The following is a 16563-nucleotide window of genomic DNA, read 5'->3' on the forward strand; positions in this document are numbered from 1 at the left end:
TTACCTATTTTTAAATCAGTAATCCTGTTTTATTTTGCATATTTTATATCGGTTGAATTTCTAATATATAAAGAAAAAACGCGATCCAATTTATGGACCGCGTTTTCTATCCTTATTAACGTAGAAGTTGAAGAACTCCTTGAGGCTGTTGGTTTGCTTGAGCCAACATAGCTTGTGCTGCTTGAGTAAGGATGTTGTTCTTTGTGAACTCCATCATTTCTTTCGCCATCGTGCGAACATTAGCTTTCACTAATGACCAGACTATATCTTCACCCTTCGATTGCTCGGTAGGGGTCGGGCACTTCGGATTAGCAAGGTACTCAGTCTTGCGTTTCCTATGGGTTTCATCATCATGGCTTGTGCTGTAGATGGTATACCCTAGTCGTTGAACCTTCTCCACTCTTTCGAGACAGGAGCTTGGCTGCTGATTGCCCAATCTCTCTTCTTTTCGGCCCGTCACGTTTACCGTTTCCAGTTACGTTGTGGGGAAGAAAGCTTCAGGGGTTTCCAGCAATTCACCCGATCGTACTCACTGACCGTTACCAGCCAGGACGACTGTGTCTGTCACTGCTTACGCAGCAGTTAAGACATAATCCACGTCGCGAATACGTGATTCCGCAGCTGTTAGGTTTTCGGAAGATGTTCCGAGGTTGTTGATTGTGTGTTCTAAGCGGTTTTGGTTAGCACCTAAAGAGGAGCGTGTGTCAGATACTTTTTGAATAGCATCATCCACTTTTTTTAATTCAGCATTAAATGCAGTAGTAGTCGTCATTCCAGTTACGTTTAAGTCATTAACTGTTAATGTAGTTGCGTTCATATTCTCAATTTTCACTTCAAGTTGCTGATCTTTGTTAGCTCCAATTTGGAGTACAAATGATGAACCTTTTACTTCGTCAGGTTGACCTGCTGTACCAGCAATTGTTGCTGTCCCATTCAATAGATTCTTCCCATTGAATTCTGTTCTAGACGATATGCCATTAATTTCATTAATTAATTCACCGATCTCATCTTGAATAGCATCAAGGTCACCTGATTGTTGTGTTCCACTATTACCAGCTTGGACAGTTAATTCACGCATTCTTTGAAGAATCGCATGTGTTTCGTTAAGTGCCCCTTCAGCAGTTTGAATTAAGGAAATACCATCTTGAGCGTTTTTAGAAGCCATATCCAGCCCGCGAATTTGACCACGCATTTTTTCAGAGATAGCAAGACCAGCTGCGTCGTCTCCTGCACGGTTGATTTTAAGACCTGAAGATAGTTTTTCTAGGTTTTTAGATGCTTGTGTGTTGTTAGCACCTAGTTGGCGGTATGTGTTGAGAGCCGCGATGTTGTGGTTAATTCTCATTGTAATTTTCCTCCTTGAGTTTTATGGGTTCACGTCCTTGTGACCCTAGATAGTATATTGCTCACGGTGTAAGAGCCGGCCGAACTCGTTACTGCCGCTTACATATTTATTATCGGATAGATCTTGTATTGATTTAGCATTTAATTAAAAATAGAATGATATGATTTATCGATCATTCTGTTAAAGGTTAGCGGAAAAGTTATAATACTCACTGTACGTGAAGTTTGCATTGGCTAATTTTGCTTGTACAACTAAAGCCAGGAAGTTGTTCTTTATAATTCTATCCTTAATTTAGGTTGCTTCTTCTATATTTCAAAACAAAAAAACGCGATCCGAGATATTCGGGTCGCGCTCTAAATAGTATTAGCGTAAAAGTTGGAGTACGCCCTGTGGTTGTTGATTTGCTTGAGCCAACATAGCTTGTGCTGCTTGAGTTAGGATGTTGTTCTTTGTGAACTCCATCATTTCTTTCGCCATCGTGCGAACATTAGCTTTCACTAATGACTAGACTATATCTTCACCCTTCGATTGCTCGGTAGGGGTCGGGCACTTCGGATCGGCAAGGTACTCAGTCTTGCATTTCCTATGGGTTTCATCATCATGGCAAGTGCTGTAGATGGTATACCCTAGTCGTTGAACCTTCTCCACTCTTTCGAGACAGGAGCTTGGCTGCTGATTGCCCAATCTCTCTTCTTTTCGGCCCGTCACGCTTACTGTTTCCAGTTACGTTGTGGGGAAGAAAGCTTCAGGGGTTTCCAGCATTTCACCCGATCATACTCTCTGACCGTTACCAGTCAGGACGACTGTGTCTGTCACTGCTTACGCAGCAGTTAAGACATAATCCACGTCGCGGATACGTGATTCCGCGGCTGTTAGGTTTTCGGAAGAAGTTCCGAGGTTGTTGATTGTGTGTTCTAGACGGTTTTGATTAGCCCCAAGTGATGAACGTGTATCAGAGACAGTTTGAATTGCGTCATCTACTTTTTTCAATTCCGCATTAAAAAGAGCAGTACTAGTCATTCCAGTTACATCCAAATCATCTACAGTAAGAGTTGCAGCATTATGATTAGCTATTGATATGGAAAGTTGTTGATCTGCATTCGCACCAATTTGGAACCTTAATGCTGTAGTAGTTGAATCTCCATTTAAAAGTTTTTTGCCGTTGAATTCAGTTCTAGTTGAAATACCATCAATTTCGCTTACCAACTCATCGATCTCATCTTGAATTGCTTGAAGATCGTTTGATTGTTGGGTACCACTGTTACCTGCTTGGACAGTTAATTCACGCATTCTTTGAAGGATTGCATGTGTTTCATTTAATGCACCTTCAGCCGTTTGAATTAATGAAATACCATCTTGAGCGTTCTTTTGAGCCATATCCAGCCCGCGAATTTGACCACGCATTTTTTCAGAGATAGCAAGACCTGCTGCGTCGTCTCCTGCACGGTTGATTTTAAGACCTGAAGATAATTTTTCTAGGTTTTTAGATGCTTGTGTGTTGTTAGCACCTAGTTGGCGGTGAGTGTTAAGCGCCGCAATGTTGTGGTTAATTCTCATTGTAATTTCCTCCTTGAGTGTCTATGGGTTCACGTCCTTGTGACCCTAAGTAATTTGTTGCTCACGGAGTAAGAGCCGGCCGAACTCGTTACTGCCGCTTACAATATTAGTATCGGACAAGTTGGTTAGGAGTTTAGCGTTTTCTATATTTTTTTGTTGAATTTTGGTTTATTTTAAAGAAAAGTATGTTGAGAAATGAAAATGGACGCCAGTCAGTATTGCTAGGCATCCATTTTGAAGTATTATTGCTCTTTCTTTGTAAGTTGAGAAAAAAGGGAAGCATCTAATGTAAGTGCCTCTGTGTTTGTTTCGGTGATTGACTGGACCAGTTCTCCGCGAAGGATGTCTACAGTTTTCGGAGCTTCTATGCCGATTCGGATTGTGTCGCCCTTAACTTCAAGGATGCGGAGCTCGATGTCGTCTCCGATTTTGATTGTTTCATTCGTTTTGCGAGAGAGGACTAGCATGTCATTTTGCCTCCTTCGGTTGGCCGATTGTGTGGCGAGTTGTGAAACGGTTATCATTTAATATCATTTGTTTTGCTTTTCTGCTGTTCATTTGGAAGATAAGTGGCGCTTGCAGGTTAATTGTAGATGTCTCGAATGGCTGTTTCAGTGTAAGAATCCCGAGTACGAATATATCTTCCGGTTTTTCGACGTCGAGCAGTTCGATTGTCGGTTCGTCGATGTCGAACGAATAGTCTGCGACTAGCGTGTATGGATTTGTGACGATGAACGCGACGGTTGGTGAATTGGTTGATTGTAAGACTTGGAAAATATCGTTTCCTTCTATAGGTAGAAGAATAAATTCCTTTTCGTCTTCGAAACCTGGAATACCTTTCGGGAAGTTCCATAGTTGATCCGTTTTGATTTCGATTTCACCATGAAACTTTGTTTGGATATGCATGTTATTCGCTCCTTTACCTAGTTCGCTATATTGAGAGTACCATTGTCGGGAGAATAAAAAAAGAACGAGCTGTCCCGTTCTTGTTACACTGTCCAATCGATTTGGATGGATGGGTATTGTTCCATATGACCAGTGACTTTGCCCGGAGTATAGTTATGGATCGGTTTGTTAATTTGGACGTCTAATACCGGTTTTTGTGGTGTTGCGTTGATGTTGAGTGTGCCGGGTTGGAAGGACATTTGGATTTTTGTCCGGTCGCCTACGAATCGGATGCCGAGTGGTGCAGGAGGCGGGTTAGCGTTTTGTTTAGCTATGTCGGCAATCGGGTCTCCCCCATTTTCAATTTGCATGAGCTGTTGGCCTTCTTGTGCTCGTCTTGCAATTCCTTCATTTATTTGCTGCATCCCGTATTGCGCATTTTCGTCGCCTCTTCGAAGTGGACTTTTCAAGTCAATGTCGGCACGCGCTTCTGTCGAGTCTATGGAGAGCTGGGATCTTGTCGTCGACATTTCTAGAATGGCGGCTGGTTGCTCTTGGTGGATCGTCGCTTTTGGCTGCTCGATTTCTTGAATTGGTTTATCAATTTGCAGTCCAAGAATGCCGCGTGTTGTTTGGATTTGAAGTTGTGGGATGTTCATAAGCTTCACCTTTTAGAAAAGCGTTTGGCATGTGACCAAACGCTTTTGATTTATTAACGTAGAAAATCTACTAAAGATGGTTGGATAATCCTTGCACCGACTGAAAGTGCTGCGCGGTGGACGGATTCTTGTGTGATCATTTCGGTGATTACTTTCTCGATATCGATATCCTCGTTTTCGGACATTTGTTTTTTCGAGATGACCTCTTGGGAGTCAAGACGGTTTTCCATCATTTCCGCACGATTCTGTCGGGCACCGATGTTTGCACGCTCCTTTAGGACAAGATTTTGCATGTCATCTACATTGCCTAAAAAGGAGCTGATGTCCGAGCCGCTTTTTCCTTCATCTTGAATCGTTGCAGATAGTTGCCTGAACATGTCATCGATTTGGGAGAACAGTGCAGCTCCATCCGTGTTGACCGGCAATTCGACGCCATCAAATACTTCAATATTTACTGGCTGTTGGAATGATGGGTTAAAGGCAGTTGGATAGTCGCCATCCGGAGGAATTGCAACCCCGGCGATTGTCTCCCCTTGAAAAAGCGGTTCTCCCGTTTTCGTTCCTGAAAACAGATAGTTCTCTCCCGCTTTCGTATTCGCCAAGTCACGCACTTGTTCGCGCAGTTGGTCGATTTCTTTCAGTACTTTTTGGCGGTCTTCATACGTTTTAGTATCGTTAGCAGCATCTGTTACGAGTTCTTGGAGCCGTTTCATCGCTTCACCGACATGGTCAAGTGCATCGTCAGTTGTGTCAAGCCAGTTATGCACTTCTCCAAGATTCCTTTGGTATTGCTCCACCTTATCTACTTGCATACGATAAGCCATACCTTTCATCGCAACGACAGGGTCGTCGGATGGACGGTTCACTTTCTTTTGAGTTGTCAGCTGATCCTGAAGCTTGCCCATTTTATTATAGCTCGTCGATAAGTTGCGGAGCATGTTATTGGAGAGCATAGATTGTGTAACACGCATTGCTATTCTTCCTCCCTATTATCTGCCGACAACACCCATGCCGTTGATAATTTTATCTAATGTTTCATCAACGACCGTGATCATTCTTGCCGAGGCGTTGTATGCTTGTTGAAACTGAATCATATTAGTCATTTCTTCATCCAAGGAAACTGAGCTGATGGAAGCTCGTCGTTGATCAACTGCTCCGAGCAGTGTCCCTGAATTGAATGCCATCTTTGCTGCATTTTGCCCTTCAACTCCAAGCTTCCCTATAACCCCTTGGAAATATGTCTGGAGAGACGGACCGTTATCACCCATCGGCTTAAATTGAATACCGGCAAGATTTTTGGCGTTTGCCCCATTTCCTTCTTCAGTTGCTTTGGACGAGGCCGCAACTCTACTGGAATCTTCTTTTATATAATCAGAAACAGCGATATTTCCTGCGGTCATACTGCTATAATCATAAGGATTATCAGTGTCGCCGACATTCTCTGAATAAGGGTCGAAAAAGTTTTGTCCATTATTACCGCTATTCAACTCAAAACCTTCTCTATGAGCTTCATTGAACATTTTAGCAAATTCTCTAGCCATTTCATTTAGGCTATCAATCATCTCAGGATAAAGGCCTTTTACTTCACCCTTGTCGTTCGTGTAGCCGAAAGAAGTAATAAGGGAATTGATTTTACCTTCGTCTTTTGACTTCACAAAAGTAACTTGCTCTTTGTTTTCACTTTCCGCTAAATTGAAATCGACAAACGACTCTTCCCCTTTTTCGAGGGATTTTCCATCAAGCAAATAGAAGCCTGCAAATGGAGACTCATTTGGAGTTGTCTTATTTTTATCAACAGCCCCTTCAGTTTTGAACTGGGCATAATTTGAACCTTCAACTACTTTAATTTCTTTACCACCGAAAGTAACTGTGACAGTAAGTGAGCCTTCTGCAATTTTTAACGCTCTTCCGCCTGATTCAACTTTCTCTGTCTTCACTGGTAAATAGGCGGATAATTGATCGAGTAAATTATCTCGCGCATCATAGAGATCATTCGGTAAATAGCCGTTCGGTTCTACTTGGGCAATTTGGCCGTTAAGTTTCGCAATTTGGTCAAGGATTGAGTTAACATCCTCTATTGCAATTCCAATTTCACTGCCTATGTCTTTTTGGATTTGTGTCAATGAACCATGAAGATAGTTGAATGAATCAGCAACGGCTTCTCCCCGTTGTACAACGACATCCCGCGCTCCGCCATTTTTCGGATTCACGGCAAGGTCGTTTAAGGACTGCCAAAATTCACTGAGCGATTGTTGAAGACCGTAACTGGACGGTTCATTCAAGACATCTTCCATTTGAGTGATCGCTTTTGATTTTGATTCCCAATACCCTAACTTATTCGATTCCTGTCTATACTGCTGATCGACGAAAGAGTCGCGGATACGTTGGATGGAGCCCGCTTCTACTCCAGTACCGAGGAATCCAGGCATTGTTGGGGTGTTCAGTCCGACACCTGGGAATCCGGCGGTCGCCTGCATGTTGACGCGCTGGCGGGTATAGCCTAGTGTGTTGGCGTTGCTAATATTGTGTCCTGTTGTATAGAGGGCGGATTGTTGGGTGTACAGTCCGCGTTTGTTTGTTTCGAGTCCCATGAATGTGGAGCGCATGGTGAGTGTTCCTCCTTAGGCTTGCGAGTCGAAGTTTGGTAGTTCCTTCTTCTCTTTTCTGCCGTTGATTTCAGTTTTTGAGTAGGTAGCCGTTTCCGGACGCGGGCGGATCATGTCCAGCGACAGATTCACGAATTGAAGGGATTGGTAGGTCAGTTTTTGGTTCAAGTCGTTTTGCCATTTCAATTCATGAATCGCATGCAGGAGACGGTCCTTCGCCTCCACAAGTTGGTTCTCTTCCGGCTCGGGTGTTGCTTCGATCAGATTGGCGATTGTCGGGTTCATCGGCACGGGACGTCCTTGTCCTTTGAGGTATGCGATGACCGCTTTTTGCCTGTTGTTGTCCATTTGGACGATAGCAGCAAGATGAGCCTGCTCGTCTTTCATAAGCTGGTCGATGCCGTTAATGTCGCCGTTTTTTATGAGCGCAGTTTTTTCGTTTGCAATGCGAAGCAGGCTCTTATGCAGTTTTTCCAAGTTGTCGAGTATGGAAAGGATTGTATCTATTGACATGGAGACCCCTGCTTTCGTAGTCCTTATTTTTTGTAGTACTTCATTAGATTGGAGGCGAGTTTTTCAGCGTCCACTTTGTAGTTCCCTGATTCGATTTCTGCTTTCAGCTGTTGCACGCGCTCGTTCCGTTGTGTTGTGATCGGTGATGTTTCGGAGAGCTGCTTCGCTTCGGATGAGATTTCGAGTTTATCCGTTTTGAATTTCGCCTGTTCTTTCGCTTGCTCGGCTTTCAATTGGTTCGTCCGGTACGGGTTGACGGGCGGGATGTTAATTTTATTGATTTTCATTTGTCTCGCTCCTTTCGATGTGTCAATTTGGTCTTACCTCTTATTTCGGCAGATTTGTGACAACGTTTAGGGTCTTTTGAAGGAAAACGGAGTTTGTGCGTTTTGCAGGGGTAGTCCTAGCTTATTCTTCCCTTTAAAAGGAGGAAAAAACCGACTTGTGCAAGTCGGTTTAGGGCGTATATGCGTGTTTCTTAGAATTTATAGGTTTTTCAGCCTAAATTGAATCAACTGGCTAACCTCGCCCATATATTCTTCGCTGCCGATTCTGCTCACTTCCTTGAATCCGAGGTTGTGCAGCATTTTTTGTGAACGGATATTTGTTTCGTGTGTTTCTGCGCTGAAGTCAGTGATTCCCAGTCTCGAGGAAGCGTATTTCATTAAACTCAACGTCGAACGATAGCCAATGCCTTTTCCCCAAAGGGATGATTCGCCGATTGCGATGCCTATTTCGGCGATGTTCCCTTCTATATTTGCCAAGTCAGCATAGCCTATCAGTTTCCCGTTGAATTCAATTCCCAATCTAATAAAATCTTCCGCTTGGATGTTTACACAGCGCACCCACCATTGGTAAAGCTCCTCTTCATCGCGATTTTTCTCCCAGTCGTTTGCGGCACAGAAGAGGTCGTCCTTGCTCCAATTTAGAACAGCTTCATAATCGGCGATGCGTAATGGCCGTAACGATACCGATTCCTTAATCATCTCTGTTTCGATCGGCTAAATATGTGCCGGATTCGCTTTTTTGGACTGCTTCCCTGAATTCTTGAGCAGCTTCGAATTGGCGCAGCCCACTTTTCAGTTCCTCAGTGCAATTTACGCAAAGCTTGCCTTTCGTCGTGAGCTTGCCGCAGTTGTCGCACGGATAACCGAGATTCGGGAATAATGCCGGTTGTAGACGGCCTTTCCGTACCCATTTATGCAACAACGTTTCGGTCACGCCTGTTACTTCTACAATCCGTTCGATTGTCGCGGCGCGGTTTTCGCGTCTTCTTAGGAAGCGGTACACTTCCTCATACTTTTCTTCTTCGCTGCGTGCGCATTTGGCGCATACTTCTCGGATACCAGTGTAGTTGAAAAAGTCGCCGCATGTCGGGCAATGTTTTAGTTCTGCCATGATTTGTTCCTCCTATTTTTCAGCACGGATGAGCGTGACTGCCTCCACTCGACTTGCGCCAGCTTCCTTCAAGACGGTTGCTGCTTGTCGGAGTGTCGTGCCTGTTGTGTATATGTCATCGACGAGTATGTAGGTCGTATTTTGGATTTCGCTTCCGGGTTTGATTGTGAATAAATTGCGCATGGCAAGCCGCTCTTCTCTCGTTTTCTCTCCCATCACTTCGGTGTTTGTCTTAAGGAGTAGGTCTTCGAATGGAATGCGCGCTTCCTTAAGCATTTCCTCGACGTGAGCGAAAGTGCGCTCGATTTTCTTTTGCGGATGCATCGGGATCGGTACGATGATGGCGTCCTTCCCTGTCAGTTCTGTGCGTAGTTCCTCCGCAAAGACACCTGCGAGTGCGACGTCTTGTAGGAATTTGTATTGATGGAGATATTCGCGCATCGGTTCGTTATATGTATAGATGGAAGTGACGTGATCGACCGGATCGCCTTCCTCTTTTATGTCGACCCGTTCGAAGCTTTTTGAACAGTTTTCGCAAATTAATGATGTCTTTTCGATGGCAAAAAGGGATTGCCAGCTCGGTGTGGAGGCAAGTTTCTGCTCACAAAGGAGGCAATTCATGTGCGGACGCCTCCTTTGTTTAATTTGTCAATTTCCGTCTTCGCTTCGTCCATCGCGTACGTAATGCCGTTATGGAACAGGATGAAATCACCAGATGGAAAGTCCGCCGACCTTCCGACTCGACCACCGATTTGGATGAGGGCGCCTTTGTCGAAGATTTGCTGTTCGGCTCCGACGACTGCTACTTGCACGTTCGGTATTGTAATGCCCCGTTCAAGGATAGTCGTCGTAAGCAAGCCCGGCAGTACTTTATTCCGCAACGCCTGCACATGCTCTTTCCTGTCGGGATGCGACGCATGAACGGAGCGGATGCGCGGGTCGATGAGCTGGAATAAAGGCTCAGCTTCCTCCATTAAACCGATATGATGGAAGAAGATGAGGAACGGTTCTTTGTTTGCAAGCCGTTGTTCCGTCCATTTGACGAGTTTTTTCGGAAGGACACCTTTTCGGATCTGCTTTTCGTAGCTCCATAACGGGGTGAATGTCGGGACAGGCAATGGGTGGCCGTGGTAGCGCCGGTTGATGATAGAGACGAAGCCTGCCCGTTTCATTTCCGAGAGGAGCCTATCTGAAGGTGTCGCTGTTACGTAATGGACTGGAAAACCAGGTTTGACCGCTTTTCGGACGGACTTTTGCAATGTTGCATCGGACTTGTATGGGAAAGCATCCGCTTCATCGACGAAGACGGCATCGAATGCGTGCTGGAATCTGTATAGCTGATGGGTTGTCGCGAGGACGAGCTGGGAAGCTTCCATCGTCGGCTTGGCACCGCCGTATAACGCTTCGATTTTCGTATCAGGGAATGCTGCGCGCAATCTCGGTTCGAGTTCGAGAATGACGTCGACACGAGGCGCCGCGATGCAAACACGTTTTCCTTCATTGAGCAGCTTATGTATAGGCTGAAACAGAATTTCCGTCTTTCCTGATCCGCAAACAGCGTAGATGAGATGGGACACTCGTTTATTTTGGCTTTCGGTCAGTTCGTCGGATGCTTTTTGCTGATGCGGTGTAAGTGTGCCTTGCCAAGCGATTGTGTGGTTTGTTGGGTATGTCGGTTTCTCACCATTCCATATAATGAGTTCCGTGCATGACGAGACGCGGCCCATTTTGAGGCATTGCCTGCAATACGTGCATGTTCCTTCGCATTTGGCACAGTTGAATATTGTGAAGCGGGTAGGGTCTTCATTTTCACACCGTTTGCAGAAGTGGCGTTTTTGATTCAGAAAAGATGGTTTTGATTCAATGCCTTTGATTGTTTGAATATGTCCTGCTTCAATAAGCGCATCGATTTCTTCGCGCGGAAAAGGGGTGTGCATGCGCAGCCAAATGCGGCCGTCCAGGAAATCCCGGATTGCCGGATTGAATGGTTTTGTCATGTTCACACCCCCACTTTTGTTATTTTGTAGTTGTACGCGGCAAGAATTTGGTTAATGACGCGTCGTGCCGCGCTGAATGCTTTTGACCAATTGAGCCTTTGATTGATTAATTGAGCCCTTGTTGGAATAAAGGAGCCCTTGTGCGATTAATTGAGCCCTTCTTGGAATAAAGGAGCCCTTGCCAGATTAATTGAGCCCTTATCAAAATAAAGGAGCCCTTGTACGATTAATTGAGCCTTTATCGGAATAAAGGAGCCCTTCCATTACGCTTATGCCTGTCGCATCTAGGCGGCCGCTTACGCTTTTCGTCTTGTCCATCCAAGCCCCATCGATCCTTCACCTAAATGCGTACCGATCACCGGGCCGAAGTGGCTGATGGTGAAATTGACGTCAGGCAGGCGTTCTGATAGTTCAGCTAACCAGATTTCCGCTTCTTCAGGTTGGTTGGCGTGGATGATTGCCGCGTCGAGAGGCATTTTTTCAGCGTCTTCTGCGAGCATGTCAGCGATGCGTTTCATCGCTTTTTTGCGTGTGCGGATTTTTTCGAATGGGACGATCACTTTGTCTTGGAAATGGAGGATTGGCTTCACTTGCAGTAGGCCGCCGATCAGTGCTTGTGCGCTTGACAGTCTGCCGCCACGCTGCAAATGTGCAAGGTCGTCCACCATGAAGTAGGCGCGCGTCGTCTTTTTCATTTCCTCGAGCTCCGCCATAATTTCGTCGGGAGCAGCGCCTTCTTTCGCCCTTTCGGCTGCCCGGATGACGTAAAATCCTTGGACATAGCACGAAATTTCCGTGTCAAAAGTGCGGACGTCTATGTCTTCCACCATTTCCCCTGCTTGGCCGGCACCTGCATAAGTTCCGCTAATACCGCTAGATAGGTGGATCGAAATGACAGCATCATAGTCCGCTTTCAACGATTCGAACAGCTCAACGAATTTTCCGACGGGCGGTTGGGATGTTTTCGGCAACGGTCCTTCGCCGCGTACTTTATCGTAAAAATCCGCTGACGTCAGATCGACTTCCTCTTCGAAAGCCTGTCCGTCAATCGTCACTGTCAGCGGGATAACGTGGATATCGAACTCCTCCACTATGTAAGACGGCAAATATGCCGTACTATCTGTTACAATTGCTGTTTTCACTACTAATCAACTCCTGCATAATATTCTACTTGATATGCAGGTGAAAAGAAAAGGTTTAAAAGGTCATCTCTCAAGTGTTCGCGCCCAATGGTTCGCTTTATTCGAAAACGCAGCAATCTCCTCTTTCGACACTCCGAATTGTTTTCCGATTTTCTCGATACTTTTTAAATCAAAACGCTCCGTCGCAATTGCGAGCTCCAAGTAAGGGCTCAAGTCGGTTTGCTTTCCTGACAACGTTTCCGCCACGTCCTCGGAAAATGGGAACATCGGTATAATATCGTCCCAGTTGCGCTTCATAATGACGTCGAGCAATGAAAACAGTCCGACGAAGAAGTGCTCGTCGCCGTTCGGATACCCTGTACGGACTGCCATGAGCTCGCACATTTTCGCACGTGACATTGAATAGGAAACGAGCGCTTTAATGCGGCCGCTCGATGAATGATCACCGATATCGAGCAGCATTAAAATCCGCATCCATCTCCTCAATTCACGCAAGCCGATCAAGACAATCGCCTGCTTAACGGAGCCTACGCTTTTCGGGATATTGAAATTCATCGTGTTAATAAATCGCAGCAATTTGTACGTTAGTGAGATGTCATGGAGTATTAGATTTGCGATTTCGTCGATGTTCGGGTCCGAAACGTTCAGCCTGTTTATAATTTGCATATGCAAATTAAGGTTCGCGGGGATTTCGACGCCTTTAATGATTTCTGGTTTGGCAAAGAAATACCCTTGGAACAGATCGTATCCGCTTTTTTTCGCCATCTGAAACTGCTCTTCGGTTTCGATTTTTTCCGCAATCATTTGAATATGAGGGTATTGTTTAATGAATTTCTCAATCGCACGTCTACCCTTTTCGTCTACAGCGAGAAAATCCACTTTCACATAATCGATCAACTTGAATAATTCATTATGTAAGGCGTATTGGTCTTGCATGATGAAGTCGTCGAGCGCAAGTTGAAATCCATCCTGCTTGATCTCCTTAATTCTCGAGATAAGAGCTGGCGTAATTTCAACGTCCTCTAAAATTTCGATGACGACAGATTCCGGCTTCAAACTCGAAAAGATGTCCTTAATGAGCAGGTCACCGGAAAAATTGATGAATGACTTTGAATCCCCCGAAATCTGATCGACGCCAATCGATAAAAATGTATTGATAAGCAATTGGATTGTCGCCTGCTCTGGATCGATATTCGGGAAGCTGTTTTTTTCACTATTGCGGTACAGCAGTTCATAACCGAAAATGCGCCCTTCAGTGTCCAAAATAGGCTGTCTTCCTACAAATATATGTGCCTCCATGTTCCCACCTCTCAATGCAATCAGTATACCAAAACTAGTTCTCTTTTACTATTAATTTTCAAACTATTTTAATAGCAGTAGATTAAGAAAAATGATATGTTGGATGAAAGTTTGAGGAAATGGGAGGTTTCACAATGGAAACACTACTATTTGAGCAAGTTGGGCATGTCGCGAAGGTGACGCTGCACCGTCCGGAAGCAATGAATGCGTTCAATTACAATATGCTGTCTGAACTAGGACAAGTGATCGAGTCGATTCGCATTAATCCTGATATCCGGGTTGTCACCTTTACGGGCTCCGGGGACCGTGCATTCAGTGTGGGGGCTGATTTGAAGGAGCGAAGGCTGCTGTCGGATTCGCAAGTGAAACGGAATATTTATAAGATCGGCGAAGTGTTTACGATGGTGGAAAATTTGCCGCAGCCGACAGTTGCAATGTTAAACGGTTATGCGTTCGGCGGTGGAATGGAGCTTGCATTAGCTTGCGATTTCAGGTTCGCGGCGGATTCGGCGGTAATGGGACTGACGGAGACGGGGCTCGCAATCATTCCAGGAGCCGGCGGGACGCAGCGGCTTCCGAGGCTGATCGGTGAAGCAAAAGCGATGGAGCTCATTTTGACGGCGAGACGATTGAAGGCAGATGATGCACTTGTATACGGCATATTGACGGGCGTCGCTCCTGCGAATATTTTACACGAAACGGTAGACCAGTTCACAGAGGGGCTGCTCGCAAATGGACCGATTGCTCTGCAGCAAGCGAAGTTCGCGATAAAGCATGGAATGAACACCGATTTGCAGACGGGGCTTGCGATCGAGCGGAAAGCGTATGAGATTACAATCCCGACGGAAGATCGGTTGGAGGCGCTTGCGGCTTTTGCGGAGAAGCGTAAACCGGAGTTCAAAGGAAAATGATGATGGGAATGGTTGCGGAGGACCGATTATTTCTCTTTCATAAAAAAAGAATAAAGGGATAATTAATAAAGGGTTTCACTTTAATTAAAATTAGGAGATGGATTTAGAATGGAAAAAAAGTATATAGTTACTGAAAATCCAGAACAAGAACAATGGAAATTGTTATTACGTTATGGATACCCTTCTAATATAGAAAAATATTTATTTAAAATGGATCATACTTCTGATGATGAGTTGATTGATTTCATCGCGGGTTCAATTATGCAGTCTCATGCCTATTTTGAGTCTGCAAAGCATTCGTCATTATATATAACACCTTTATTAATTTATTATGGGGTAACGAACCTATTGGTGGGATTTGCTAGTTTGAAAACGGGTAAAAAAATTGACATAAGAGGTCATGGAATGAGTTTATCACCGCCAAAAGATTTGACAGAAGGAATTGGAAATTCCCTTATCACTATTAAAGACAGTGAGTTTGGTGGGTTTACGAAGTTTTGCGAAGTCTTTTCAGATGACGATTTCCCAAAAGGAATGAGTTGGAAGCTAAAAGAAGTATTTAGTATTATTCCCGATTTAAGAAATGATTTCGAAATGTGTTATTCTACTAATTCAAATGTTATTCCTATTGAGGTTATCAAGCTGAGGGACAGGACTATAGAAAGAATAAACTTTGGGGAATACCCATTTCTAAAAAACAACACTTCTCTAATAGATAGAGTAAAAGATTTAAATGTTAATTATCTAATTCCTGAATTTCAAAATGATATGGTCATTCTAAATAGAAAAATCAAGTTTAAGGATATAGGGGTATATTCATTGCACGGAAGAAAATTTCTCCAATTGGCTTTGAAGAAACAAGGAAAGCTAGTTAATTTATCACTTTTAATAGCCATGTATTCTGGATTATACGGACTTGGGTTTTTATCTAGATACAATCCAAGTATATGGAACCCTTTTATCCAAAAAGACATAACTGGAGAGAAATTATTGGTTGAGAAGTTTTTATCTGTATCAGTTCGTCACCTCCCTAATTTAGTCTTGAATTTCATAGAGGATAAGGATATTTTCTTTGTTAATGAAACAGAGGGTATAACTGATTTAAGATTTACAACATTAAGTGAAGACATAAATAAGATTGTGCAGGAACAGTTAGAACACTTACTTTACGGAAAAGGAATGAAATATAAATGAGTATCGTAAAAGTTGCCTATGAAATGTGTAAAACCATTTTAAAAAATTCATCCTTTAGGGACGAAGTTTCTTCGATGATGAGTGAATTGAATAAATTTCAAGACGTAAAAATAGGTGAAAGGCTAGATCAGTATGAATTTGGAAAAATAATAAGAAACCAAAGCGCAGAAAAAGCGAATATTCAATTCTATGGATATTTAGTTGCTGATAGCCAAAGAAAAGAGATTGAAAAACAATTTAATTGCTTAGTACCACAATTAACTAAAGAGCAGTATGGACTATTAACTAAATTACATAGGGAAATTATTTATATAAACGAAAAAATAATTAATTTATTACCAAATAATTTAAATCACAGAAGTATCTTAGATCCCTATAGTATTTATGAAAAAGTTGTAACTAAAGAACATAGTTATGATTCATTGATTTTTACTGATGAAATTTTAGAAAGTCTTCAATTGCATTTCAAAAAACACAAAGGGTTTCAAGAGATTGGTGAAATCCCTAGTGGTTTACATTCCGAACTAAATAAAATTAGTAGCAAGAATATAGAAAACATCATTTTTTTATTTACGGATAGGATTCGTAAAGCAGGGGTCATGCACTCTCCAGATGATATATTAGAAGCGATTGAAAATGCTAAAAGGGATAAAACTATAATACCCTTGAAATATTTTATCTCGTTAATGTGTATAAGAGAATCAATACAAACTTTAAATCAACTCATCTATCAATCCTTCTTTCAGAGCAAGCTACCTATTTATAACGAAGATAATTTGATTAGTATTAGAAGTGCTTCTCACCTCGTAGGAAACGGCTATTCTTTAAAATCACAGCAAATATACAACTTAAATCCCATAGACTTAGTCCATGTTTTTGACCCTTATGATACAGAACCTGCACCAACACTGTGTCAAATCGAAAATATTAGTACTAGCTTTAATAATAAATTTGGCAGCCATGCGGATTTAAAGCTTAGAGTTATCGATGAAGATTTGAATCCTTTCTTTGGAACCTTGGAATCCATTAACCATAAGTTTTTATAAAAAAGGGATTG

The 16563-nt window shown here is 43.3% G+C and carries 17 protein-coding genes and 3 pseudogenes; 3 read left to right on the forward strand and 17 right to left on the reverse strand.

Annotated features, from left to right (window positions below; genetic code table 11):
- Window positions 1-115: 115 nt before the first annotated feature.
- The 17 genes and pseudogenes from ACTHPA_RS08985 to ACTHPA_RS09065 all read right to left on the reverse strand — a co-directional run.
- A pseudogene (locus ACTHPA_RS08985) lies at window positions 116-229 on the reverse strand (flagellin); the annotation flags it as partial.
- 363 nt (window positions 230-592) lie between these two features.
- A pseudogene (gene hag, locus ACTHPA_RS08990) lies at window positions 593-1345 on the reverse strand (flagellin Hag); the annotation flags it as partial.
- Between the two features lie 363 nt (window positions 1346-1708).
- Window positions 1709-1822, reverse strand: a pseudogene (locus tag ACTHPA_RS08995) (flagellin); the annotation flags it as partial.
- A gap of 342 nt (window positions 1823-2164) precedes the next feature.
- Window positions 2165-2902: a flagellin Hag gene (gene hag, locus ACTHPA_RS09000; protein ID WP_440499838.1), complete on the reverse strand. Its 738-nt coding sequence runs from the start codon at window positions 2900-2902 to the stop codon at window positions 2165-2167.
- Between the two features lie 242 nt (window positions 2903-3144).
- Window positions 3145-3369: a carbon storage regulator CsrA gene (csrA, locus tag ACTHPA_RS09005; RefSeq protein ID WP_440499839.1), complete on the reverse strand. Its 225-nt coding sequence runs from the start codon at window positions 3367-3369 to the stop codon at window positions 3145-3147.
- A 1-nt stretch (window position 3370) separates the two neighbouring features.
- Window positions 3371-3808: a flagellar assembly protein FliW gene (fliW, locus tag ACTHPA_RS09010; RefSeq protein ID WP_440499840.1), complete on the reverse strand. Its 438-nt coding sequence runs from the start codon at window positions 3806-3808 to the stop codon at window positions 3371-3373.
- Between the two features lie 83 nt (window positions 3809-3891).
- Complete coding sequence (locus tag ACTHPA_RS09015; protein WP_440499841.1) at window positions 3892-4446, reverse strand: DUF6470 family protein; 555 nt, start codon at window positions 4444-4446, stop codon at window positions 3892-3894.
- 53 nt (window positions 4447-4499) lie between these two features.
- Entirely contained in the window at window positions 4500-5417 is a 918-nt protein-coding gene (gene flgL, locus ACTHPA_RS09020) for a flagellar hook-associated protein FlgL (RefSeq protein ID WP_440499842.1), read from the reverse strand.
- Between the two features lie 18 nt (window positions 5418-5435).
- The gene (flgK, locus tag ACTHPA_RS09025; RefSeq protein ID WP_440499843.1) at window positions 5436-7052 is read right to left on the reverse strand and encodes a flagellar hook-associated protein FlgK; all 1617 of its coding nucleotides are present in this window, start codon (window positions 7050-7052) and stop codon (window positions 5436-5438) included.
- A 15-nt stretch (window positions 7053-7067) separates the two neighbouring features.
- Window positions 7068-7565 (reverse strand): flagellar protein FlgN, encoded by a 498-nt coding sequence (locus ACTHPA_RS09030; RefSeq protein WP_440499844.1) that lies wholly within the window; start codon window positions 7563-7565, stop codon window positions 7068-7070.
- A gap of 23 nt (window positions 7566-7588) precedes the next feature.
- Window positions 7589-7852 carry a flagellar biosynthesis anti-sigma factor FlgM gene (gene flgM / locus ACTHPA_RS09035; RefSeq protein WP_440499845.1) on the reverse strand — a complete coding sequence of 88 codons (264 nt, stop codon included), beginning with the start codon at window positions 7850-7852 and terminating at the stop codon, window positions 7589-7591.
- Between the two features lie 198 nt (window positions 7853-8050).
- Window positions 8051-8551, reverse strand: coding sequence for a GNAT family N-acetyltransferase (locus ACTHPA_RS09040; RefSeq protein WP_440499846.1), 501 nt, complete (start codon window positions 8549-8551; stop codon window positions 8051-8053).
- Entirely contained in the window at window positions 8544-8963 is a 420-nt protein-coding gene (locus ACTHPA_RS09045) for a TIGR03826 family flagellar region protein (RefSeq protein WP_440499848.1), read from the reverse strand. Before ACTHPA_RS09045 ends, ACTHPA_RS09040 begins: the two co-directional genes overlap by 8 nt.
- A 12-nt stretch (window positions 8964-8975) precedes the next feature.
- A complete protein-coding gene (locus tag ACTHPA_RS09050; protein WP_440499849.1) occupies window positions 8976-9584 on the reverse strand; it encodes a ComF family protein in 609 nt (202 codons plus the stop codon).
- Window positions 9581-10960, reverse strand: coding sequence for a DEAD/DEAH box helicase (locus ACTHPA_RS09055; RefSeq protein ID WP_440499850.1), 1380 nt, complete (start codon window positions 10958-10960; stop codon window positions 9581-9583). Before ACTHPA_RS09055 ends, ACTHPA_RS09050 begins: the two co-directional genes overlap by 4 nt.
- A gap of 296 nt (window positions 10961-11256) precedes the next feature.
- Entirely contained in the window at window positions 11257-12102 is an 846-nt protein-coding gene (locus ACTHPA_RS09060; protein ID WP_440499851.1) for a DegV family protein, read from the reverse strand.
- Window positions 12103-12165: 63 nt separating this feature from the next.
- Complete coding sequence (locus tag ACTHPA_RS09065; RefSeq protein ID WP_440499852.1) at window positions 12166-13401, reverse strand: EAL and HDOD domain-containing protein; 1236 nt, start codon at window positions 13399-13401, stop codon at window positions 12166-12168.
- A 134-nt stretch (window positions 13402-13535) separates the two neighbouring features.
- Between ACTHPA_RS09065 and ACTHPA_RS09070 the strand changes: the two genes are divergently transcribed.
- The 3 genes from ACTHPA_RS09070 (at window position 13536) to ACTHPA_RS09080 (ending at window position 16552) form a co-directional block, all read left to right on the forward strand.
- The gene (locus ACTHPA_RS09070; RefSeq protein ID WP_440499853.1) at window positions 13536-14312 is read left to right on the forward strand and encodes an enoyl-CoA hydratase-related protein; all 777 of its coding nucleotides are present in this window, start codon (window positions 13536-13538) and stop codon (window positions 14310-14312) included.
- 108 nt (window positions 14313-14420) lie between these two features.
- The gene (locus ACTHPA_RS09075; protein ID WP_440499854.1) at window positions 14421-15506 is read left to right on the forward strand and encodes a YaaC family protein; all 1086 of its coding nucleotides are present in this window, start codon (window positions 14421-14423) and stop codon (window positions 15504-15506) included.
- On the forward strand, window positions 15503-16552 hold the full coding sequence (locus tag ACTHPA_RS09080; RefSeq protein ID WP_440499855.1) for a hypothetical protein: 1050 nt from the start codon (window positions 15503-15505) through the stop codon (window positions 16550-16552). The genes ACTHPA_RS09075 and ACTHPA_RS09080 overlap by 4 nt, the downstream gene beginning before the upstream one ends.
- Window positions 16553-16563: the final 11 nt, after the last annotated feature.

The sequence above is a fragment of the Sporosarcina sp. SAFN-015 genome, from assembly GCF_051966875.1.
GTDB lineage: Bacteria > Bacillota > Bacilli > Bacillales_A > Planococcaceae > Sporosarcina.